Raw genomic sequence first — 24,258 nt, forward strand, 5'->3', positions numbered from 1 at the left:
AAATAGATGTCGAGGATCTCAACAGGCCGGATTGTTGCCGAAATGATACGAAAAGAATATATTACTGACCATTATATCAGGGTTTATCTATATTCACCCGAGGCTCATTTGTTTAAAAACACTACCGTTGGTGATAATAATAAAATTGCCATTCCTCCAACGGGTCTGGATGAGGTTCATTTTCCCACCCTGGATGAAAACCGGCAATGGATTTATCCGCCAAAGGAAATAGCGCCTGCGGTCAGAACCTATACCCACAGGGGCCTTGATCCTGAGAAAAATATACTGATCATTGATTTTGTAGACCATGGAGATGGCGGCCCTGCATCAAAATGGGCAAGAAATTCTGAAGCTGGCGCTAAATTGGGCATTATGATGCGGACAGAACCCAAGGAATTGTATCCGGGAGCTGAATGGTACCTTTTTGCCGGGGATGCTACAGCAATTCCTGTTCTGGGTGCCATGCTGGAAACACTTCCTGAGACTGCAAAAGGAGTCTGCATTATTGAAGTTCACGGAAAAGAAGATGAACAATCCTTAAAAACCAAAGCTGATATTGAGTTCATATGGCTTCATAATGCAACCCCTCATATCAGCAGTGAAATGGCTGATACGGTAAAAAGTATTGCTATTCCGGAAACCACTAAATTCGGATATATTGCCGCAGAATTTTCAAGCGTTAAAGAAATCCGCACCTATCTCAGAAAAGAAAAAACTGGTTGGCAAAAGAACTGAATGCCTATTCATACTGGAAAGCCGGTGTTGCGGAAAATGAATCGGAAAAGGATAGGCATAAGGAAAAGGATTCGATGGGGTAGAGGATTTGAGTTTCGGGTTGCGGGTTTCGAGTTGCGTGGCTTGGTGTTTCGGGTTTGTTACAGTTTTAATGAAGGTTGTGAAATTTAGTTTTTAATCAGATATTAAGTGATCGTGAATTTGCTTTGCAAGTGGATGGTGAATCCTGTTATAATTGTCATAAGATAAATGGTAATAACTTTTACGCAACTCACACCCCGCATCTCACACCCCGAATCACGAATCACGCAACTCGAAACCCGATCCCGCACCTCTTGACCTTTCGCCCGGAAACTCCTATCTTTGCAGCTTTTAAAGACAACAATGAAAGATTTAATGGGCAAAGCAATCTGGGATTATTTTCACAACGAAAATCCTGAGGATCTGCAAACGGAAACTTCAATTTCGGAACTGGATGAACTTCCGGTAGATTATCTTTTCAGGGAATTTGAAGAGATGAATGATATTGAAAAGAAAGCACTGGATCTGGCACAGGGAAAAACTCTGGACATCGGTGCAGGAGCAGGTTCCCATGCTTTATATCTCCAGTATGAAAAAAATCTTGATGTGTGGGCACTGGATATTTCACCAAAATCTATTGAAGTCTGCCAACTTAGAGGAATCAAAAAAGCAATATGCGAAAATATGCTGGATTTCTCAGGGGAAACTTTTGATACCATCCTGCTCCTGATGAACGGAACGGGAATCTTTCAAAGCCTGGAAAAAATTGATATTTACCTTAAAAAACTCCATTCTTTACTGAATGATAACGGACAAATTCTGATCGATAGTACCGATATTCTCTATATGTTCGACCGCGATGACGATGGCGGCATTTATATTCCTGCCGGAGGTTATTATGGTGAACTTGATTATGTAGTTCATTATAAAGGAGAATCTGAAGAGCCTATTAAATGGCTGTATCTCGATTTTACCACTTTGAAGAACGCTGCAGAGAATAATGGCTTTAAAATTGAAAAGGTAATGCAGGACGAAGATTCTTATCTTGCAAAACTCACTAAAAAATAACAGCTTAAATGTCATTGCGAGCAAAGCGAAGCCATTTCTTAATATTCTTAATCACTAAACTCTTTCTTAATGGTTTTATCTTTGAAACATTAAGGTTTGAATTAAGCTTTTAAGATCGTTAAGTTTAAATGCTTTAGAGAAGTCTTCGCTTTGCTTGCAATGACGGTGAAAATAAAAAGACACATGATTCTCATGTGTCTTTTACTTTATCTTAAAAAATAGATTATCCTATCTCAATACCGTTTTCTACATTAGTGTCGTCCGGTGTTACGAACGATAGTTTTCCGTCCGGTTTTGTTGTTAATAAGAACATTCCCTGAGATTCAATTCCTCTGATCTTTCTTGGTGCCAGATTCAACAGGATCATTACCTGTTTTCCGATCAGTTCTTCGGGTGTGAAGCTTTCTGCCACACCTGAAACCACAGTTCTGATATCTACTCCCGTATCTACCTTGAATTTCAGTAGTTTATCTGCTTTTTCTACTTTTTCAGCTTCCAAAATCGTAGCTGTTCTAAGGTCTATTTTAGCAAAATCATCAAAAGAAATCTCTTCTTTCATAGGCTTGGCGTTAGGGTTTGTTTTTTTATTGTTTTGTTTGGTCTGCTCAAGCTTCTCAATCTGGGCTTCGATTACGCTATCTTCAATTTTTGAGAAAAGAAGAGACGCTTCATTGATCTTGTGACCTGTTTCGATTAAAACAGATTGGGTTTCAACATCATTCCAGTTTACCTGTTCAGCATTGAACATTGTTAAAAGCTTTTCAGAGCTGAAAGGCATGAAAGGTTCGCATAACTGTGCCAGAGCAACAGCCAGCTGAGCTCCTACAAATAATGATTGTGCTGCTTTTTCAGGACTGTCTTTAATGGTTTTCCAAGGTTCCTCAGTCTGAAGGTACTGATTTCCGAAGCGGGCAAGATTCATTAAAGCAGTTAAAGCATTTCTGAATTCATAATTTTCAAGGAATCCCGAAATTTCTTTAGCAGCTTTGCTGATTTCTTTTAATTCAGGACTATTCACATCTCCCTGAGGAACAATACCATCATAATATTTATGGATCAGTACAGCAACTCTATTGATAAAGTTTCCGAAAATTCCTACTAATTCAGAATTATTCTTAGTCTGGAAATCTTTCCATGTAAAATTATTATCCTTTGTTTCAGGAGCAGACGATAAAAGTGCATATCTTAAAACATCCTGCTGTCCCGGGAATTCTTCAACATATTCATGAGCCCATACCGCCCAGTTTCTTGAAGTTGAGATCTTATCGTTCTCAAGGTTCAGGAATTCAAAAGCAGGAACATTTTTCGGCATAATGTAATCGCCGTGAGCCTTCATCATTGATGGGAAAATAATACAGTGGAATACAATATTATCCTTACCGATAAAGTGAACCAGATCGGTGTTTTCATTTTGCCAGTAATCTTTCCAGTCCTTACCGTTTTTCTCTGCCCATTCTTTTGTAAAAGAAATATACCCGATAGGTGCATCGAACCACACATAAAGCACTTTTCCTTCAGCATTAGGAAGCGGCACCGGAACTCCCCAGTTCAGATCTCTGGTCATGGCACGTGGTTTCAGGCCGTCATTTAACCATGATTTAACCTGTCCGTATACGTTCGGCTTCCAGTCGTCTTTATGACCTTCAATGATCCATTCATTTAAAAAATCTTCATATTCATTTAAAGGAAGATACCAGTTCTTGGTTTCTTTAAGAACAGGAACGTTTCCGCTCAGCATGGATTTCGGATTGATCAGCTCTGAAGGTGATAGGGTAGAACCACATTTTTCGCACTGGTCTCCGTAGGCATTCTCATTACCACAGTTCGGACAGGTACCAACAATATAGCGGTCTGCCAGGAATTCTCCTGCCTGCTCATCAAAATACTGCTCAGAAACCTCTTCCGTAAATTTTCCTTTTTCATAAAGGACTTTAAAGAAATCCTGGCTGGTTTCGTAATGTTTTTTAGACGTTGTTCTGGAATACTCATCAAAAGAGATCCCCAGATCTGAAAAAGATTTTTTGATAATCTCATGATACTTGTCTACGATATCCTGAGGCGTTACTCCTTCTTTTTTAGCTCTGATGGTAATAGGAATTCCGTGCTCATCCGACCCGCAGATAAACGCTACATCTTTTCCCAATCTTCTCTGAAATCTTGCGTAGACATCCGCAGGAATATATACACCTGCCAAATGTCCTATATGAACCGGGCCGTTTGCATAAGGCAAAGCTGCCGTAATCATCTTTCTGTTTGACATTTATAGTAAAGTTTAACTGCAAAGATAATGATTATCTCATGAAACCGCCTAATATTCGGTTATAATAAGTTTTTAAGCCCAATCTGCAGGCTGAAATATTACATTTAGTTAAACAAATGTTTAACTTTTTGTTAAATATGTCAATATGTTATGTAATGCATATGTTAACGTAATGTTATGAGAAACAGATGCTTGGTTTTTGAATAGACAAGCAATTTACATAAAATTATCTAAATTTTCAATAATCTTATGATAATTCTAATTTTTTTATAAATTGCAAGGCTAGTAATACAGCCTTATTAAGAAAAACGAAACTAAAAAAACGATATTGTGAAAAATTTTACAACGGTATTAAAAATAGCTCCTGCTTTTTTATTGGCCAGTTCAATAATGCATGCGCAGGACTCTATAACCAAGGAAAAAAAGATTGAAGAAGTTGTATTGATCGGATACGGAAAGCAGAAGAAATCTGACCTTACAGGATCCATTACTTCAGTTACAGCGAAAGACTTCAACGGAGGTGCAACTTCTGCAGGTCAGCTTATCCAGGGAAAAACGCCTGGGGTACAGATTACCAACAACAGTGGTGCTCCTGGATCGGGAACTGCAATTAGGATCAGAGGTACGGCATCCTTGAATGGTAATAACTCTCCACTCATTGTAATTGATGGTGTACCACAGGATTTTACGGGAGTAAATGGCGCAGCAGATCCACTGTCTTTAATTAACCCAAATGATATTGAAACATTTGATATTTTAAAAGATGCTTCTGCTACAGCAATTTATGGAAACCGTGCTACGAATGGGGTTATTTTAATTACCACTAAAAAGGGAACTGCCGGAAAACTAAAAGTTAACTTTTCAACAGTAGCATCCTTGTCTACTAAAATGGGTAATGTGGATGTTCTTAACGGAGATGAATTTAGAAGTTTTGTCAACACGTATGCTTCTGATGCCTATAAAGCAAAACTGGGTACAGCAAATACGAATTGGCAGGATCTGATTTATCAGAAGGCTTGGGGAACAGACAATAATGTTGCTATTTCCGGAGGGATTAAAGGTTTGCCATACAGATTATCTGTTGGATATAACGAACAGAATGGTATTGTAAGAACAAACTCATTTAAAAGAACTTCATTAGGATTAAATTTAAACCCTAAGTTTTTTGATAATCATTTATCCGTTAATGTAAGTGCTAAAGGAACATTTACTGATAACAGATTTGCAGATGGAGGAGTAATTAAATCTGCCACCTATTTTGATCCAACTCAGTCGGTATATTCAGGTAACTCAAACTATGGCGGATATTATGAATGGTTACTAAACGGAGGGCTGAACGTAAACGCAAATGCTAACCCACTGGCTACTTTGATGGCTATTCGTGATGTTTCATCAGTTACGAGAGGTTTAGGAAATGTGCAGTTGGATTATAAATTTCACTTCCTTCCAGACTTGCATTTTAATGTAAATGCCGGATATGACTATACTAAAAGTGAAGGACAAAAGCAAGTTGATGCCCGATATAAATCAGGATTCAATGATAAAGGAAGTTCGAGTATTTACAGTATGGAAAAAAGAATAAGTTGTTAGAAACTTATTTTAACTATGTCAAAAATATTTCTGCTATTAATACCGGAGTAGATATTACAGCAGGATATTCTTACCAGGACTTTTTAACCTCTATTCCTGGAGCAATAAATTATAAAGGAAATGCTCCGACTCAGATTAATAATGATTTTGAAACAAGAAATACATTAATATCTTTTTACGGAAGAGCAATATTCACAATTGCTAATAAATATATTATTTCCGGATCTTTAAGAAGAGACGGTTCTTCTCGTTTCTTTAACGGGACAAGAGATAATCTTTGGGGGAACTTCCTGGTGTTTCTGTTGCCTGGAAATTAAATGAAGAAAATTTCATTAAAAATATCTCTTCTATAAGCACATTGAAGTTAAGAGCCGGATGGGGAAAAACTGGACAACAGGAGCTTCCGGGTCTTGATGCTAATAAACCTAATAACTATCCTGCTTTTGCAGCTTACAATCCTAGTGGGGCGGGGGCAAATTACCAATTTGGAGAACAATATTATTATATGTTCCGTCCTAATATCTATAATCCATATCTTACCTGGGAAACAACCACTACCAAAAATATAGGATTAGATTATGGCTTCCTTAATAATAGAATAACAGGTTCAATTGATTTATTCAGAAAAGACACTGAAAAACTTCTTGTAGATTCCCCTATTGCTGCAGGTGACTTAAGTAACCACAACCTACTGAATGTAGGAAACATGGAGAATAAGGGAATTGAAGGAAGTATTACTGTAGTTCCTATTAAAAATGAAAAAACAACTTGGGAAGTAAGCTTCAACGCAACACATTACAAGCCTGTTATTACCAATTTGCTGGCAAGAGCAGATGCAAGCTTTAATATTCCTGTAGGAGGAATTGAAGGAGGGGCTGGAAACACAATACAAGCTCATGCTGTAGGCTATGCCCCGAATGCTTTCTGGGTATACCAGCAGGTGTATGATAATTCAGGAAAACCTATTGATGGAGCATTTGTAGATAGAAATAATGACGGTAAAATAGATGTTTATGACAAATATTATTACAAGTCTACTACTCCTGATGCCCTTTTAGGATTCTCTACTAAATTATCTGTGAAAAACTGGGATTTTGGTTTAAGTGCAAGAGCTGTACTGGGGAACTATGTTTACAACAATGCTTCATCTAACAGTTCTTTACAATCTGCATCAACCAATGAATATTTACAGAACGTTTTTTATACTGCACCGGAATATCAGTTTAAAGATGCCAATAGAGCTTTTTCAGACATATTTGTAGAAAATGCTTCATTCTTTAGATTAGATAATGTAAATATCGGTTATAATTTCGGAGAGTTATTTACCAAAGGAAGTAACCTGAAAGTGTATGCTATGGCTCAGAATGTTTTTGTAATCACAAAATATTCTGGTGTAGACCCTGAAGTTTTTGGCGGAATTGATAATGGCTATTATCAGAGCCCAAGAGTATATTCTTTAGGCTTTAATTTTCAATTTTAAATAAGTAAAAAGATGAAATCAAATAAAATAAAATTCAAAAGTATAGTTTTATCGGCTTCTGTTATAATGCTGCTTTCAGCAACATCATGTGTTAAAGATCTTGAAAGAGAACCTATTACCGATGTTACATCTGCCAGTGTTTTTTCCGATTTTGCAAATTACCCTAATGCCTTAGCCAAATTATATGGAGGTCTTGCAATGGGAGGACAGGTAAGTGGTGACGGAGATCCGCCAAACAGTGATATTAATGGTGTAAACGGAGGATTTTCTCAATATACAAGATTAATGTATACTCTGAATGTAATTTCTACCGATGAAGCTGTAATTGGCTGGAATGATGGAAACTTGCATACTATCCATAAAATGACCTGGGATTCTTCCAACGAATTTGTTGCCGCAATGTATTATAGGATTTTTACAGAAATTGCATTCTGTAATGAATTTCTTAGAAACGTAACAGATGAAAAACTGGCATCCAATAATATTACAGGAGATAATCTGGCAGAAGCTAAGCGTATGCGTGCTGAAGCAAGGTTTTTAAGAGCACAGTCATATTATCATGCTTTAGATCTTTTTGGAAATGTACCGTTTGTGGATGAAAATTATCTTCCGGGATCAGTTAACCCGCCTCAAAGAATAGAAAGAGGAGCTTTATTCAACTATGTTGAAAAGGAGTTACTAGCTTGTGAAAGTGATTTAAGAGATCCAAAAACAAATGCGTATGGAAGAGCAGATAAAGCAGCTGCTTGGTCATTACTGGCAAGATTATATTTAAATGCAGGAGTATATACAGGTACACAAAGAAACAATGATGTTATCACTTACTGTAATAAAATCATTGGTGCAGGATATTCATTGAAATCAAACTATGGTTCTTTATTCTTAGCTGATAATAATCTTAATAATCCTGAAGCAATTCTTACAGTAAATTTTGATGGAATTAATACCCAGACGAATGGTGGAACCACCTATTTGGTACATGCTTCAGTAGGAGGAACAATGCCGGCTTCAGATTTTGGGATCAATGGCGGATGGAGTGGTATCAGAACAACAAAAGCGTTTGTAAATAAGTTTCCCACAAATGGAAGTGATAAAAGAGGTAATTTCTATACTAGTGGCCAAAACTTAGAAATAAATGATTTAGGATCATTTAATGATGGATATGCGTTCATCAAATTTAAAAATGTTAAAAGCGACGGGACTCCGGGGGCTAATAACAACTGGGTTGAAGCAGATATTCCTTTATACCGTTTAGCAGATATTTACTTAATGTATGCAGAGGCAACGCTTAGAGGAGGAAACGGAAATATGGCCACTGCCATTAGCTATGTTAACCAATTAAGACAGAGAGCTTATGGAAATACAAGCGGAAATGTAGCTTCAATTTCTTTGGATTTCATTCTGGATGAAAGAGCAAGAGAATTATCCTGGGAAATGACGAGACGTACGGACTTAATCAGATTTGGAAAATTTACGACAGGAGATTATCTATGGCCTTGGAAAGGAAATATAAAAGATGGAAAAGCAGTAGAAAATTACAGAAATCTTTATCCGATTCCTGCTAAAGATATCATTGCGAATCCTAATTTGATTCAGAATCCTGGATATTAATTAAAAACACTATAAAATGAAACAAATATTTAGATTTTTAACCATAGCCTTGATTGGTTTTCTGGTTATTTCCTGTGAGAAAGATGAAGATCAGGCAGTCATTAATGAAACAACTACAGGCAAGCTATCTGCTGATAAAAGTGCTGTAATTCTTAATGAGCTTACTGCCAATGATGCGGCAATCAGTTTTACATGGACAAAACCCACATTTAATATTGCTGTAGTTTCCACTCAGCAGATAGAGTTTGGAATCAAAGGAGATAATTTTAAAAAAGTGCTACTGTTGATTTTGCCAATGATGCTACATCAGGTGCTATTACCCACGCTGCAATGAATGCTGCGATGTTCAGTATTGGTGCAACAGCAGACGCTGTAAATGATATTGAGGCAAGATTAAAAACATCTGTAGGAGCAGCAGCTTTCTATTCAAATGTTGTAGCTCTTAAAGTAACGCCTTATACTCCGAATCCGGATTTGGTATATCCTAAGATCAATGTACCTGGCGGATATGCCGGAGCAGCAGGATATGCAACTTGGAATCCTGCTAATTCTCCTAACTTATTCTCGCCTGAGAAAAATGACAAATACAGAGGATTTATTCTAATTAGTAGTCTTACAGGTGAAAACGGGCAGTATAAATTTGCTATAAACCAGGATTGGCCAGGAAATAAGGGTGATGATGGAACTAATACAGGAAAACTAGTTGGGGACGGAGCAAATATAAAAGCACCTGCAATAGGGACATATTATATTAAAGTTGACTGGGCTGCGAATACCTATTCTTCCGTATTGGCAAACTTCGGAGTGATCGGAGATGCTACACCTACTGGATGGGGTTCAGATACAGATTTTGTATATAATCCAGCTACTAAAACTTATGTAATCAACTCCATTGCTTTAAATAATACCGGAGTATTCAAATTCAGAGCAAATGACGACTGGGCAATGAAATTCCAGCCTAAAAAAGATGATGAAACTCTGGTTTCAGGAAAAGCTGTACAATCTTATTTCAGTGCTGAAAATACAGTAGACGGTGATCCTAATTATAAAGTATCCGAAGCAGGAAACTATAAAATAGAACTGGATTTACATAATTCAGCATTTTATAAGCTAACTGTTACAAAATTGTAAAACATACAAAATAATTTGATAAAGTGTTGCTTTACCGCAGCACTTTATCTATTTTTAAGGTTATAAATAATCATTATGAAGAAAATTACAGTTGGAGCGATGTTGCTCACAATGATGTTCGCAGGTGTTAATGCACAGTCTTTGAAATCACCGGATGGAAAGTTCGAAATGAATTTTCAGTTGAAACAAGGGGTACCTTATTACAATCTGAAATATAATGGTGCCGTAGTGGTAGAAGATTCTAAATTGGGATTGAGATTATTTAAGGATACTTCCATAAAATTCGCATCAGAAATTGCGAAACCCGAAGATGTAAAGTTTGACCTTAACAACGGTTTCACTAAAACGGACGAAAAAAGAGATTCTAAAAATGAAACCTGGCAGCCTGTTTTAGGTGAAAAGAAAAATTATATCAACAATTACAATGAATTGGCTGTTACCCTGAATCAGGCTTCAACAGAGAGAAATATCGTTGTAAAATTCAGATTGTTCAATGATGGGTTGGGATTCAGGTATGAATTTCCACAGCAGAAAAACCTGAACTATTTCACCATCCGTGAAGAAGATTCTGAAATCGATTTCCCGACAGATATGAAGTCTTGGTGGATTGTAGCGGACTACGATTCTCAGGAATACAAATATCAGGAAACAAAAATTTCTGAAATTCCGGCAAGATGGCTGCAGGCTGCAGATGCAAATGCTTCCCAGACTTTAATTAAAAATGCGGTTCAGTCACCTTTAATGCTTAAAAAAGAAGGAAAAGAACCATTATATATCAACGTAGCTGAGGCAGCGGTACTGGATTATCCTGCTTCACATTTAGAAGTAGATGCTCAGAATTTTAAGCTGAAAACACATCTTACTGCTGACAGACAAGGAGCGAAAGGTTATATTCAGACCCCTTCCGTAACGCCGTGGAGAACGATAATCGTAGCACCGAAAGCGGAAACGGTAATGGATTCGAAAATGATTTTCAATCTTAATGAGCCTACAAAATACAAAGACACTTCTTACATTCACCCTACGAAATACATGGGAGTTTGGTGGGAAATGATCATTGGAAAATCTCAATGGGCATACGGTCAGCCGGAATCTAACGTTCGTCTTGGGGTAACAGATTTCTCCAAATTAACGCCGAACGGAAAACACGCAGCCAACAATACAAAAGTTAAAGAATACATCGATTTCGCTGCAGAAAACGGTTTCCAGGGTCTATTGATTGAAGGTTGGAATGTTGGTTGGGAAGACTGGTTCGGTCACTCTAAAGAATTTGTTTTCGATTTCATTACGCCTTACCCGGATTTTGATATTAAAATGTTAAATGAATATGCTCATTCTAAAGGAATTAAATTAATCATGCACCACGAAACTTCAGGTTCGGCAACGAACTACGAAAGATGGGCAGATAAAGCATTCCAGTTGATGAACAAATATGGTTATGATGCGGTGAAAACAGGTTATGTGGGAGACATCATTCCAAGAGGAGAGCATCATTATTCTCAGTGGACGATTAACCATTTCTACAGAATTGCGGAGAAAGCCAATGAATACAAGATCATGGTCAATTCTCACGAATCTGTACGTCCGACAGGGGAAAGCCGTACCTATCCGAACTATATTTCTGCAGAAGCAGCTCGTGGAACGGAGTACGAAGCATTCGGAGGTAACAACCCCGATCACCAGACTATTCTTCCTTTCACTAGATGGATGGGAGGATCTATGGACTATACACCGGGAATCTTCCAGACAAAACTGGATTATTACTTCCCGGGTGATAAGCGTTTCGTAAAAACCACATTGGTAAAACAGCTTGCCTTATATGTTACCATGTATATGCCTCTTCAAATGGCGGCAGATCTTCCGGAAAACTACAAAAAGCACATGGATGCCTTCCAGTTCATCAAAGATGTTGCGGCAGATTGGGATGATACCAAGATTTTATCTGCAGAACCAGGTGATTATGTAGTGACAGCCAGAAAAGCAAAAGGTACAGACAACTGGTTTGTAGGAGGGATCACTGACGAAAATAAACGCGATTACACCGTAGATTTCTCTTTCCTGGACAAAGGGAAAAAATATGAGGTAACCGTTTACGAAGATGGAAAAGATGCAGATTATATTGATAATCCTCAAAGCTATAACATCTACAAAAAACAGATCACCAGCAAATCTAAATTGAATTTCAAAATGGCGAGAAGCGGCGGTTTTGCAGTTTCTGTCAAGCCTGTCAATTAAGATTTAATTCATAAGTTTGTTATGCCCCGGTTCATTATATTCGGAAAAATGGGCCGGGGCATTACTTTTAATTAAAAAAACACTGAGAAATATAAGATACCGAACAGAATTAACCTTGTTGATCAAAATACATCCATTAAATGAAAAAAATATACGCAATTTTTGCTCTCTCAGCAGCTTCAGTAGCTTTTTCCCAGATTCAGAAAGTAGAACCTGCTTTCTGGTGGAAAGGAATGAAAAATCCTGAACTTCAGATTTTAGTGTACGGAAAAAATATTGCCAATAATGAAATTGAGCTTTCAGATAATATTCAGATTAAAGACATTCAGAAGGTAGAAAATCCTAATTATGTTTTCATTACGGTAAATACCAATGAAATCAATGTTCCTGCCTTTAAAATCAATCTGAAAAAAGGAAAGAAAAATATAAACTCTTACTCGTATGAATTGAAGCAGAGACTTCCCGGATCTGCGGACCGTGAATCTTTTACCTCAAAAGACGTCATGTATCTCATCATGCCGGACCGTTTTGCCAATGGCGACGAAAAGAACGATTCCAGACCGGATCTCATTGAAAAGGCAGACCGCAGTTTACCTAACGGAAGACATGGCGGTGATCTCCGCGGAATTATCAATAACCTTGATTATATTCAGAATCTGGGCGCAACATCCGTCTGGCTTACCCCTGTTAATGAAGACAATGAAAAAGTATACTCCTATCATGGATATGCACAGACTGACCTTTATAAAATCGATGGACGATTTGGTACCAATGAAGAATACCGTGAGCTTTCACAGAAGCTGAACAAGAGGAATATGAAGCTGGTCATGGACTATGTTACCAATCACTGGGGTGTTTCCCACTGGATGATCAAAGATCTCCCTTCCAAAGACTGGATTCATTGGTTTGATGAAGGAAAGAACGGTTTTTACCGATCCAATTACAAAACAACGACGCAGTTTGATACCAATGCTTCAGAAATCGACAAAAAATATGCTCTGAACGGATGGTTTGATACCACAATGCCCGATATCAACCAAAAAATCCTTTAGTTCTGAAATACCTCACCCAAAACGCAATCTGGTGGATAGAATATGCAGAGCTGGGAGGATTCCGGGTAGATACTTATCCGTACAATGACAAAGAAGCTATGGCCAAGTGGGCAAAAGCCATCACCGACGAATATCCGAAATTCAATATCGTAGGAGAAACATGGCTTAATACGGCAGGACAGATCTCTGCCTGGCAAAAGAATTCCAAAACCGGAGAAGCAGCGGGATACAACTCTAACCTGCCTTCCGTGATGGATTTTATGCTGTATGGTGATATGCCGAAAGCAATTAAAGAAAAAGAAAGCTGGGACACCGGAATGGTAAAGCTGTACAATGTTTTTACCAGCGATTTCCTGTATCCCGACATCAATAACGTCCTGGTATTCTTTGAAAATCATGACACGGAAAGATGGAACGAAATCTTCAACGCAGATCCTAAAGCCTACAAAATGGGTCTTACGCTCATTTCTACAGTTCGTGGAATTCCGCAGATCTATTACGGATCGGAAATTGGCATGAAAGGAGACAAAAACAAAGGCGGAGATGCGGATATCAGGAGAGATTTTCCGGGAGGATGGAAGTCGGATGCTCAGAATGCCTTAAACCCTTCATCTCAGACCCCTGAACAAAAAGATTTTTATCAGTTTACCCAAAAGCTGCTGAACTGGAGAAAAGGAAAAGAAGTGATCCATACCGGAAAAACTAAAAATTACGTTCCACAGGATGGAGTTTTTGTATATTTCAGATACGATGGTAAAGAAAATGTAATGGTTGTCCTGAATAATAATGAAAAAGACCAGACTCTGGATCTGAAACGTTTTGCTGAATCTTTGGGAAATGCTAAAAAAGGAAAAGAGGTGATATCCGGAAAAGAAATTTCTATACAGAACAGCCTTTCCGTTCCCGCAAAAACCTCAATGATTATAGAATTTCAAAACTAAAATAAACCGGTTATGAAAAAAATAACAATTATATGCACGATGATCATATTGGTGTTAGGCTTTACAGGTTTGAACGCCCAATCCAACGGTGCTAAATTTGAAAAAGATAAAACGGAAATAGGAGCCATGCTCGAAGGTTTTAATGCAGCAGCAGCAAAAGCTGATTTCAATGCTTATTTCAACTATTTTGCCGATGAATCCACATTTATAGGAACCGATGCTACAGAAGTTTGGGACAAAAAAGCATTTATGGTCTGGGCAAAGCCTCATTTCGACAAAAAGAAAACCTGGAATTTCACTTCCCTTAAAAGAAATATCTACTTCAGCAAAGACGGAAAACTGGCCTGGTTCGATGAGCTGCTGGATACCCAGATGAAAATCTGCAGAGGCTCAGGCGTTGTAGAAAAAATCAATGGAAGCTGGAAAGTAAAACAATATGTACTTTCTGTAACCGTTCCTAATGATGTGGTAGATAAAGTGGTTGTAGAAAAAGCTCCAATAGAAGATGTACTAATACAAGAATTAAAAAAACAAAAATGAGTAGTTTAAAAAGAATAAAACCCAATCTTTCAATGCCTCAAATTATCAACATGAGTATGGGGTTTCTTGGGATTCAGATGGCTTTCGGTCTGCAGAATGGAAACGCGAGCAGAATTTTGGCTAATTTAGGTGCTGATGTTCATGAGCTATCATGGTTTTGGCTGGTTGCCCCTATTACCGGGCTTATTGTTCAGCCTATTATCGGGCATATGGGAGACAATACATGGAGTCCGTTAGGAAGAAGAAAACCGTATTTTTTAATCGGAGCTATTCTGTGTGCATTAGGGTTGGTGCTCCTTCCAAATGCAGCTACTGTAACCCATTTATTTGCTGCTAATACATTGCTGCTTGCCGTACTGTTTTTGGCTATGATGGATGCTTCGGTTAACATTGCTATGGAACCTTTCCGGGCTTTGGTAGGGGATATGCTTCCAAAACATCAGGGAACTTTGGGGTTTTCTGTTCAGACTATTCTGATAGGGATAGGAGCGGTGGTTGGATCATATATTCCAAGTATACTGACTTCATTAGGAGTCTCTAATGAAGCACCTGAAGGCTTTGTAGCAGACAATGTGATTTATTCTTTTTATGTTGGAGCTGGTATATTGTTACTTACGATATTGTATACTATATTTACGACTAAAGAGTATTCTCCAGAGGAGTTTGCAGCATTTGAAGACGGAAAAGATATCCCACAGGAGCCTTCAAAATTTGCAGATATTTTTAAAGATTTTGCAAGTATTCCAACACAGATGAAAAAATTAGGTGCTGTGCAGTTTTTCTCGTGGTTTGCGTTATTTACGATGTGGGTATTTACAACAAGTGCTTTAGCTACCCATCATTTTGGGCTTTCTCCTGAAGATACCCATTCAAAAGCATTTAATAATGCGGGGGATCTGACCGGGAAACTGTTCGGAATGTATAATCTATGGGCTATTCCGTTTGCATTTTTATTAACTCCGATTGCAAAAAAATTGGAAAGAAACAAACTCATGCATTAGCTCTTTTGAGTGGTGGATTTGGCTTGATTTCTATGTATTTTATTAGAGATACAAGTCTTTTATGGATATCAATGATAGGTTTAGGGTTTGCCTGGGCAAGTATTCTTGCTATGCCTTATGCTATGCTTATTGAAGTTATTCCACAACATAAAATGGGAGTGTATATGGGAATATTTAATTTCTTTATTGTTATTCCTCAGATTATCAATGGATTATTGGGTGGTCCTATTGTCAGCAATATATTCGGGAATCATGCTATCGATTATATTGTAGTTGGAGGTGTCTGCATGTTAATTGGAGCAGTCGTTACAATGGTCTTTGTAAAGTCAGAAGACGAAACCCCTAAGGAAATAGAAGAAGAAATTAAGCAGGTACATTTTTAATAACCGATCTTGAAACTGGATATCAGAGAATCAAAATCTGAATATCTTTTATCCATTATCATAATAAAATTCAATAGGAGCGGGCTTTAGCCCGCTTTTATATTTTAACGACAATACAACAGCTTTAGCCAAAACTTAAAAACATAAACTAAAATTTTCATCCTTTCGCACATCCTTTATAAAGACAATCATATATAATGTATCCATTTTCCATTTATATAATCAATTGAAATTTAATTTTTTATTAAGCAACTCAGGATTTTAATTCTCTACCTTAGGTAGATAAAAATTAAAAAAATGTATGACATTATCATTATAGGAAGCGGGGCAGGAGGAGCAACCATGGCATACCAGCTTGCAGACAGCGGAAAAAAATCCTGGTTGTGGAAAGAGGAGATTATGTCCCTGTAGAAAAAGAAAACTGGGATTCTGTAGAAGTTTTTGAAAAAAATAAATATACCACGACAGATTTGTGGCTGGATAAAGACGGAAGGCAGTTTCGTCCCGGGATGCATTATAATGTAGGCGGAAACACAAAATTTTACGGAGCAGCCCTGTTTCGTTTGAGAAAAGAAGATTTTAAAGAAATAAAACATTACGGTGGCATTTCACCCGCATGGCCTATTCAGTATGAAGATTTGAAAGATTATTACCTGGAAGCCGAGAAGCTCTTTCATGTGCACGGGAAAAGAGGTTCGGATCCTACGGAACCTTTTGATTCAGAACCTTATCCTTACTCGTCGTTGCCCCATGAACCTAGAATTCAGGAAATTGTTGATGAGCTGCGGGATTATGGCCTGCATCCTTTTGAATTACCAATCGGAGTCAATTTTAAGCCCCATGAAACAGCCAATGCTCCCTATATCCTGAACCGTTTCGACGGATTTCCCGATGCTGCCGAAAGAAAGGCTGATGCTCACCTTTGTGCCCTGGCAAAAGCCTTGGAACACCCTAACGTTGAGCTGATGACCAATACAAAAGTGATAAAGATCAACACCAATGACTCGGGAACAAGAGTTTCAGAAATTGTGGTAGAACAACTGGATGGAAATACACAAACATTAAGTTGTGATCTGCTGATCCTTTCTGCGGGTGCCATTAATTCTGCTGCACTGCTGCTGCAAAGCAAAAGCGAAAAGTTTCCTGATGGTCTTGCCAATACTTCAGATCAGGTCGGGAGAAACTATATGTTTCATCAGAATACAGCATTAGTGGCCCTGTATACCCAGCCCAATCCTACCAAGTTCGGGAAAACATTCGGGATTAATGATTTCTACCATGCAGGCAGAGATTACGATTTTCCTTTGGGGCATATCCAGATGCTGGGGAAATCAGATGAGTATCAGATCAGGGCTGATAGTCCTGTAGCCGCACCGGGTTTCACTTTTGAACTGATGGCTGAACACGCCGTTGATTTCTGGCTTACCTCAGAAGACCTTCCTGATCCGGAAAACAGAGTAACTGTAGAAAACGGACAGATTAAAATAAGTTATAGCTCCAATAACGAAGAAGGTCATCAGCACCTTAAATCCGAACTTATAAAAGCACTCAAAGCATCAGGGAAATTTGAAAGCTTCCTGTTTAAAGGGATTTATTTCAGCAAAGGAATGGATATTGCCTCTCCGGCCCACCAGAATGGAACCACAAAGATGGGACTGGACCCCAAAACTTCAGTCGTAGATACCAATTGTAAAACACACGACCTGGAAAATTTATATATAGTGGACGGTGGTTTTTTTGTTTCCAGCGGTGCAGTGAATCCTGCTCTTACCATTATTGCGATGGCTTTGAGGGTAGGAGAGCATCTTAAAAAGAATATTCTGACATCATGAATTCCAGGCTGGCCAAAATTATAATCATCTTTTCATTAGCCTTTCTGACAGGAGTTAATTTTGTTGTATTTCCTGCATTGGGAACAGCTTTTACAGATTCTTCGCTATTTGCGCTTTCTCCCTCTCAGTTTGGAAATCTGTTTATTCCACAGGTGATCTGTATTATTATTTCCTGCCTTGCGGCCCCGTTTTTAGTTAATAAATGGGGTCCGAAGACCATTCTGGCTATTGGATTATTACTGATGATCGTTTCTACCGGAGCTTTATGGACGCTTCAGTATTATATGAATGACACATCCCTGCTATTTCCGGTATTAATGATTCTGGTGGCGTTTACAGGCTCTGGTTTCGGACTTTCTATCACTACTTTGAATCCTTTGGCGGCAAGCTTGTTTGAAGATAAGAAATCTTCCGCCATCCTGATCCTGCAGTTTCTGGTAGGATTAGGAACATCTGCTGCTCCGCTGATGATGAACCTGATAGGAAACGTAAAAAACTGGATGTACCTTCCGGGATGCATATTGGTTTTGGTAAGCATTGCACTTACGGCTTTTTTGCTTTTAAAATTAGAAAAAAGAAATTTTTTCGAACTTCCCGGACATTTTAAGATTCCCCCGAAACTGTGGGGCTTTTTTCTGGCCATTGTTCTTTATGGCTTTGTGGAAGGAACTTTCGGAAGCTTTGGAGCTATTATTCTTACCAATCAGGGGATAGACAGCAGTAAAGCAAGTCTGGGACTTTCCTTGTTCTGGGGCGGAATTGCCTTGAACCGCCTGCTTTTTGGAATCTTTTCAGAAAAGAATAACCTGTCCGGACTATTCCTTGTTTCTCCTTTATTAGTAGCGGGATTATTGCTCTTATTGCTCGTATATACCAATCCGGGGATCGTTCTGCTGGTAATGTTTCTTATCGGTTTCTTTATGGGAAGCATATTTCCGGGATCTATTGGTTGGGGAACCGTAGAATTTCCCACCCTTTCAGTATTGGTTTCCGGATTTCTGATGGCAGCCAATCAGGTTGGAACAGGAAGCATAACCAATGTTCTGGGGCATTTTTCCAATGAAAATACCACTGTTTTCCAGTTTCTGATCCTTTGTCTGCTTATCATCTGCGGTTTATTTTTCTATCTGAAAAGAAATTCTAAAATAAAAGAAGCTTTCTAGAGCAATTTATCCCTTTAATAAAGCCTGAAATCCTTTCTTAACCTACATCAACACTTTCAAATGCCGGTTTCCCTACATTTGTACTATAAATAATCACAATATGAAAACAGTATATCATAAAGCAGATTCAAGAGGCCATGCAAACCATGGATGGTTAAACAGCTACCATACATTCAGCTTTGCCAACTATCAGAATAAAGACAGAACGAATTTTGGGGTATTGAGAGTATTGAATGATGATACCGTTTCTCAGGGAATGGGATTTGGTACCCACCCGCACAGGGACATGGAAATCATTTCTATCCCTCTGGAAGGAGATCTGGAACATAAAGATTCAATGGGAACCACTGCCGTGATCAAAAAAGGAGAGATCCAGGTAATGAGCGCCGGAACAGGCGTAATGCATAGCGAATACAACAAAAATAAAGATGAAGCAGTAAAATTTCTTCAGATCTGGATTTTTCCAAAAGAACTGAATGTTGAGCCGCGGTATGACCAGAAAAGCATCAAAGAAGGTGAAAAAATTAACGGATTCCAGCAGATTTTATCTCCAAATAAAAATGATGACGGAGTTTGGATCCATCAGGATGCCTGGTTCAATCTGGCAAATTTTAAAGCAGGAAACGGTAAAAACTATATGTTGAACAAAAAAGGAAACGGAGTTTATGCATTTGTTTTAAAAGGCAGCGCCAAAGTAGGAGACAGAATCCTGAATGAAAGAGACGGTCTTGGAATCTGGGATACCCAGAGCTTCAACATCGAAGCCGTGGAAGATACGGAAGTCCTGTTAATGGAAGTCCCAATGGAATTGCCGGCATATTTAAAATAATAAAAAATGATGATTGTCCTGTTTTTGAATGTCAATACCTTTGTGATCTTTAAAAGTAGGACATTCATTAAAAAACTTAGCGATCTTTGCAGTAAAAACAGAACACAATATAAATTAAAATAGACAATACATGAAAGTTTTAGCAATAGCAGGAAGCAACTCAGAAGTTTCCATGAACAGACAGCTGGTGGCCTACACATCATCACTTTTCGAAAATGCGGAAGTAGAAGTAATAGACCTTGACCCTTTTGAAATGCCTATCTATAAGCATGAAAGAGAACTGGCGGGTGGTGTTCCACAGCAGGCCCATGATTTTGCTTCAAAAATTGATGGGGCTAACCTCCTTTTGGTTTCATTACCCGAGCACAACGGAACTTACTCCACAGCATTTAAAAATGTGTTCGACTGGGTATCCAGAATCAAAGACAGAACCGTATGGAATGAAGTGCCTATGTTGCTGATGTCTGCGGCACCGGGAGGAAGAGGCGGAGCTGGAGTTTTGGAAGCTGCAACCAAGCGTTTTCCTTTCCACGGGGGAAATATTGTAGAAACTTTCTCACTCCCTTTCTTTAATGACAACTTTGATAAAGCGGCACAGAAAATTTCTAATGAAGAGAAAGACAATGAATTAAAGGAAAAAATAAAGAAGATGGCGGCCCTTGAATCGATCCTTGAAAAATAGAGTTTGAATATTAATTTAAAATTACTATTTTTGCAAAAAGAAAAAAGATGAAAATTCAGACCACTTTTAAAGAATGTTTTTCAAAGAAAGGGAAAACTATGGGCTCTGAAATTCTGAGATAAAATAACGGCCGATAATCTACCAAGATTGTCGGCTTTTTTATTTTCTAAATTTGAATAAAAAGTAATAAAAAAGATAAAGCCATCAGATGTCGGGAAGTAGATTTACAAATAGTCTGGAATCTGAAATCTAGCATCTAAAAATCTAATTAAAATGAGCAACACTTACAAATCAGCAGGCGTAGACAAAGAAGAAGGATACAAAACGGTTGACAAGATCAAGAAAGCAGTGGGAGAAACTCACAATTCAAACGTATTGAACCATCTGGGAAGCTTTGGTGCTTTCTATGAAATCGGAGGATACAAAAATCCTGTACTGGTTTCCGGAACAGACGGTGTGGGAACAAAGCTGAAAGTAGCCCTGGATACCAAACAATACGACTCTATCGGGATCGATTGCTTTGCCATGTGTGCCAATGATATCCTGTGCCACGGTGCAAAACCTTTATTCTTCTTAGATTACCTGGCTTGCGGAAAGCTTGATTCTGAAATCGCTGCCGAAATCGTTCTTGGAATGGTAAAAGCTTGTAAAGATAACAACTGTGCACTGATTGGTGGAGAAACAGCCGAAATGCCCGGAATGTACCAGCCCGGAGATTATGATGTAGCAGGGTTCTGTGTAGGAATCGTTGAAAAAGACCAGATCATTGACGGTTCTGCGATCAAAGCCGGAAATAAAATTATTGCTCTGCCAAGTTCAGGATTCCACTCCAATGGATTTTCACTGGTAAGAAAAGTATTTCCAAATTTTGAAGAAGAATTTGAAGGAAAACCTTTATACGAAACCCTTTTGGTACCTACAAGACTTTATTACCAGGACATTCACAAAGTATTGGAAGAAGTTAAGGTTTCCGGTATTGCCCATATCACAGGAGGTGGTCTTTACGAGAACGTACCAAGAATTATCCCGGAAGGATTATGTGCTTCCATCGATGCTGCGAAAATTAAAATTCCTAGTATCATGACTGAGCTGGAAAAAAGAGGCGGAGTATCCCGTGAAGAAATGTTCGGAACCTTCAATATGGGAGTAGGAATGATCATCGTTTTAGATGCGGATCATGCTGAAAAAGTATTACACCTTTTAGACGATGCTTACGAAATAGGAGAGATCACGGAAGGAAACGAGAAGATTGATCTGGCGATCTGATAATTTGATGATTCGACGATTGAGCCGGCAGGCATATCATCATCAAAATTAACATATCATCACATCATCATATTATTACCACATGAAAAATTTAGTTGTACTCGTTTCAGGTTCCGGAACCAATCTGCAGAGAATCATAGATACCATTGATAACGGAGAGATCCAAAATGCAAAAGTATCTCTGGTAGTGGCAGACAGAGAATGCTACGGACTTGAAAGAGCAAAAAATCATAATATAGAAAACATACTGATTCCAAGAGGAAAGAACTTCAGCAGTGAATTGGAAAATGCGATCCCGGAAGATACAGATCTTATTGTATTGGCAGGATTTTTATCCATCTTAAAACCTGAATTCTGTGAAAACTGGAACGGGAAAATTATCAATATTCACCCTGCTTTGCTTCCGAAATTCGGAGGAAAGGGAATGTGGGGGCATCATGTTCATCATGCGGTGATTGAAGCCAAAGAAAAAGAAAGTGGTGCAACAGTACATTTTGTAACCCCGGGAATTGATGAAGGTGAAGCTATTCTTCAGAAATCATTTGAAATAACAGCAGAAGACACTCCCGAAACCATAGCAGAAAAAGTACACCATATTGAATACGAAATATTTCCAAAAGCGATCAACAAAGTCTTGGGAAACAATTCGTAGGATCAGATTCCCCTCCCTTGGAGGGGTGGCAAAAATTCAAAGAATTTTTGACGGGGTGGTCATATACCCAAAGTATTAAAAAAACACGCTAGATTTTTAAAAATATTTCGAAAAAAGCTAAAAAATCTAAGTAAAATAAAAGTAAACCGGAGGTGAAAGACCCGGCTACAGTTTGAAATAGCTGTAAAAAGTAAAAAATTGAAAGTAATGAGTAAAAAGAGAGTTTTAATCAGTGTTTCTGACAAAAGCGGATTGATCGAATTCGCCCGGTTTTTGGAAGCCCAGAATTATGAGTTGATTTCTACGGGAGGAACGTTCAAACATTTGAAAGATGCTGGTTTAAATCCGATTCAGATCGATGAAGTGACCAATTTTCCTGAAATGCTGGATGGAAGAGTAAAAACCCTTCACCCTAAAGTTCACGGAGGCCTTTTGGCTGTACGTGCCAACGAAGAGCATATGAAAACCGTTCAGGAGCACGGAATAGAGCTGATCGATATGGTTATTGTCAACCTTTATCCTTTCTTTGAAAATGTAAATAAAGACATTTCTTTACATGAAAAAGTAGAGTTTATCGATATCGGAGGCCCTTCAATGCTTCGTTCGGCAGCCAAGAATTTTGACTCCGTTACCGTAATTACCGATGTGGAAGATTACGCAACCGTAAGACTGGAAATGGAACAGAACGGTGATTCGTACATCGAAACCCGTAAAAAGCTGGCCGGGAAAGTGTTCAACCTGACTTCAGCATATGATGCTGCTATCTCAAGAATGCTTTTAGATGAAGAATACCCGACTTATCTTAATGCATCTTACAAAAAAGTATCCGACTTAAGATACGGCGAAAACCCTCACCAGACTGCTGCTTATTACGTTTCAACATTCGAGAACGGAGCGATGAAAGATTTCGAACAGCTTGGCGGTAAAGAGCTTTCCTTCAATAACCTTCGTGATATGGACCTTTGCTGGAAAGTAGTTACTGAGTTTAAAGAAGAAATGGCTTGTTGCGCTGTGAAGCACTCTACTCCTTGTGGTGTAGCTATCGGAACTTCAGCCCTGGAAACTTACCAGAAAACTTTCGAATGTGATCCGGTTTCCATCTTTGGCGGAATTGTTGCAATGAACTACAAAATCGATGCAGCAACAGCTGAAGAATTGAACAAAACGTTCCTTGAGATCGTAATGGCTCCGGATTTTGATGAAGAAGCTCTTGAAATTTTAAGAAAAAAGAAAAACCTTAGAATCATAAAGATTGTAAACCCTGTTTCCGATAAGCAGACATGGGTGAAGATCGATGGGGGTATCCTGGTTCAGGATAACGATAACCATTTCTCTGACGATATCAAAGTAGTAACTGATGTACAGCCTTCAGAAGAGCAGAAAAAGGCCCTTCTATTCTCCCAGAGAGTTGTGAAGTATGTAAAATCAAATGCTATTGTGGTTTCCAACGGTATTCAGGCCTTCGGAATCGGTGGCGGGCAGGTAAACAGAATCTGGGCAACCGAACAGGCCATTGAAAGAGCAAAAGAGAAATTCTCAGGAGATCTTGTTTTAGCTTCCGATGCATTTTTCCCTTTCCGTGATGTGGTAGATTTCTGCGCCAAAGAAGGCATCAAAGCTATCATCCAGCCGGGTGGAAGTGTAAAAGATCAGGACAGTATAGAAGCTGCCAACGAGCACGGTATCCCAATGATGTTTACCGGAGTAAGACATTTTTTACACTAATTAAAATAGAATTAAAAAATAATTTGGGATTGTATTTATAGCATTCAAAATTATATATTTG

19 protein-coding genes and 2 pseudogenes are annotated in these 24,258 nt (G+C 38.4%); 20 read left to right on the forward strand and 1 reads right to left on the reverse strand.

Annotated elements, in window-relative coordinates; all coding sequences use genetic code 11:
• Positions 1–6 precede the first annotated feature (6 nt).
• Both N4G44_RS06665 and N4G44_RS06670 read left to right on the forward strand, forming a co-directional pair.
• Complete coding sequence (locus tag N4G44_RS06665) at positions 7–735, forward strand: siderophore-interacting protein (RefSeq protein WP_474925393.1); 729 nt, start codon at positions 7–9, stop codon at positions 733–735.
• Positions 736–1,119: 384 nt separating this feature from the next.
• Positions 1,120–1,824: a class I SAM-dependent methyltransferase gene (locus N4G44_RS06670; protein ID WP_474925396.1), complete on the forward strand. Its 705-nt coding sequence runs from the start codon at positions 1,120–1,122 to the stop codon at positions 1,822–1,824.
• Between the two features lie 223 nt (positions 1,825–2,047).
• Here the strand turns inward: N4G44_RS06670 and metG are convergent, their stop codons facing one another.
• A complete protein-coding gene (gene metG, locus N4G44_RS06675; RefSeq protein ID WP_474925399.1) occupies positions 2,048–4,084 on the reverse strand; it encodes a methionine--tRNA ligase in 2,037 nt (678 codons plus the stop codon).
• A gap of 330 nt (positions 4,085–4,414) precedes the next feature.
• Between metG and N4G44_RS06680 the strand changes: the two genes are divergently transcribed.
• The 18 genes and pseudogenes from N4G44_RS06680 to purH all read left to right on the forward strand — a co-directional run bounded on the left by N4G44_RS06680 (position 4,415) and on the right by purH (position 24,197).
• Positions 4,415–5,674, forward strand: coding sequence for a TonB-dependent receptor plug domain-containing protein (locus N4G44_RS06680; protein ID WP_474925401.1), 1,260 nt, complete (start codon positions 4,415–4,417; stop codon positions 5,672–5,674).
• The gene (locus tag N4G44_RS06685) at positions 5,668–5,991 is read left to right on the forward strand and encodes a hypothetical protein (RefSeq protein WP_474925403.1); all 324 of its coding nucleotides are present in this window, start codon (positions 5,668–5,670) and stop codon (positions 5,989–5,991) included. Before N4G44_RS06680 ends, N4G44_RS06685 begins: the two co-directional genes overlap by 7 nt.
• On the forward strand, positions 5,952–7,154 hold the full coding sequence (locus N4G44_RS06690; RefSeq protein WP_474925404.1) for a SusC/RagA family TonB-linked outer membrane protein: 1,203 nt from the start codon (positions 5,952–5,954) through the stop codon (positions 7,152–7,154). Before N4G44_RS06685 ends, N4G44_RS06690 begins: the two co-directional genes overlap by 40 nt.
• A 12-nt stretch (positions 7,155–7,166) precedes the next feature.
• Positions 7,167–8,765 carry a RagB/SusD family nutrient uptake outer membrane protein gene (locus tag N4G44_RS06695; RefSeq protein WP_474925405.1) on the forward strand — a complete coding sequence of 533 codons (1,599 nt, stop codon included), beginning with the start codon at positions 7,167–7,169 and terminating at the stop codon, positions 8,763–8,765.
• A gap of 16 nt (positions 8,766–8,781) precedes the next feature.
• Positions 8,782–9,099, forward strand: a complete 318-nt coding sequence (locus tag N4G44_RS06700; RefSeq protein WP_474925406.1) for a SusE domain-containing protein — start codon at positions 8,782–8,784, stop codon at positions 9,097–9,099.
• Positions 9,096–9,896 carry a hypothetical protein gene (locus N4G44_RS06705; protein ID WP_474925408.1) on the forward strand — a complete coding sequence of 267 codons (801 nt, stop codon included), beginning with the start codon at positions 9,096–9,098 and terminating at the stop codon, positions 9,894–9,896. Before N4G44_RS06700 ends, N4G44_RS06705 begins: the two co-directional genes overlap by 4 nt.
• Before the next feature lie 75 nt (positions 9,897–9,971).
• Complete coding sequence (locus N4G44_RS06710; RefSeq protein ID WP_474925410.1) at positions 9,972–12,131, forward strand: glycoside hydrolase family 97 protein; 2,160 nt, start codon at positions 9,972–9,974, stop codon at positions 12,129–12,131.
• A gap of 140 nt (positions 12,132–12,271) precedes the next feature.
• Positions 12,272–14,124, forward strand: a pseudogene (locus N4G44_RS06715) (glycoside hydrolase family 13 protein).
• A 12-nt stretch (positions 14,125–14,136) separates the two neighbouring features.
• Complete coding sequence (locus N4G44_RS06720) at positions 14,137–14,664, forward strand: nuclear transport factor 2 family protein (protein ID WP_474925412.1); 528 nt, start codon at positions 14,137–14,139, stop codon at positions 14,662–14,664.
• Positions 14,661–16,048, forward strand: a pseudogene (locus N4G44_RS06725) (MFS transporter). Before N4G44_RS06720 ends, N4G44_RS06725 begins: the two are co-directional and overlap by 4 nt.
• A gap of 297 nt (positions 16,049–16,345) precedes the next feature.
• Positions 16,346–16,459: an FAD-binding protein gene (locus N4G44_RS06730; protein ID WP_474925413.1), complete on the forward strand. Its 114-nt coding sequence runs from the start codon at positions 16,346–16,348 to the stop codon at positions 16,457–16,459.
• On the forward strand, positions 16,432–17,880 hold the full coding sequence (locus N4G44_RS06735) for a GMC oxidoreductase (protein ID WP_474925415.1): 1,449 nt from the start codon (positions 16,432–16,434) through the stop codon (positions 17,878–17,880). Before N4G44_RS06730 ends, N4G44_RS06735 begins: the two co-directional genes overlap by 28 nt.
• Positions 17,877–19,043 carry an MFS transporter gene (locus N4G44_RS06740; protein ID WP_474925417.1) on the forward strand — a complete coding sequence of 389 codons (1,167 nt, stop codon included), beginning with the start codon at positions 17,877–17,879 and terminating at the stop codon, positions 19,041–19,043. The genes N4G44_RS06735 and N4G44_RS06740 overlap by 4 nt, the downstream gene beginning before the upstream one ends.
• A 100-nt stretch (positions 19,044–19,143) precedes the next feature.
• The gene (locus N4G44_RS06745; protein WP_474925419.1) at positions 19,144–19,872 is read left to right on the forward strand and encodes a pirin family protein; all 729 of its coding nucleotides are present in this window, start codon (positions 19,144–19,146) and stop codon (positions 19,870–19,872) included.
• A gap of 130 nt (positions 19,873–20,002) precedes the next feature.
• A complete protein-coding gene (locus N4G44_RS06750) occupies positions 20,003–20,554 on the forward strand; it encodes an NADPH-dependent FMN reductase (RefSeq protein ID WP_474925421.1) in 552 nt (183 codons plus the stop codon).
• A 273-nt stretch (positions 20,555–20,827) separates the two neighbouring features.
• Entirely contained in the window at positions 20,828–21,820 is a 993-nt protein-coding gene (purM, locus tag N4G44_RS06755) for a phosphoribosylformylglycinamidine cyclo-ligase (protein ID WP_260545501.1), read from the forward strand.
• 82 nt (positions 21,821–21,902) lie between these two features.
• Entirely contained in the window at positions 21,903–22,472 is a 570-nt protein-coding gene (gene purN / locus N4G44_RS06760; protein WP_474925424.1) for a phosphoribosylglycinamide formyltransferase, read from the forward strand.
• A gap of 207 nt (positions 22,473–22,679) precedes the next feature.
• The gene (purH, locus tag N4G44_RS06765) at positions 22,680–24,197 is read left to right on the forward strand and encodes a bifunctional phosphoribosylaminoimidazolecarboxamide formyltransferase/IMP cyclohydrolase (RefSeq protein WP_474925425.1); all 1,518 of its coding nucleotides are present in this window, start codon (positions 22,680–22,682) and stop codon (positions 24,195–24,197) included.
• The last annotated feature ends 61 nt before the right edge of the window (positions 24,198–24,258 follow it).

The sequence above is a fragment of the Chryseobacterium sp. GTID13 genome, assembly GCF_056172655.1.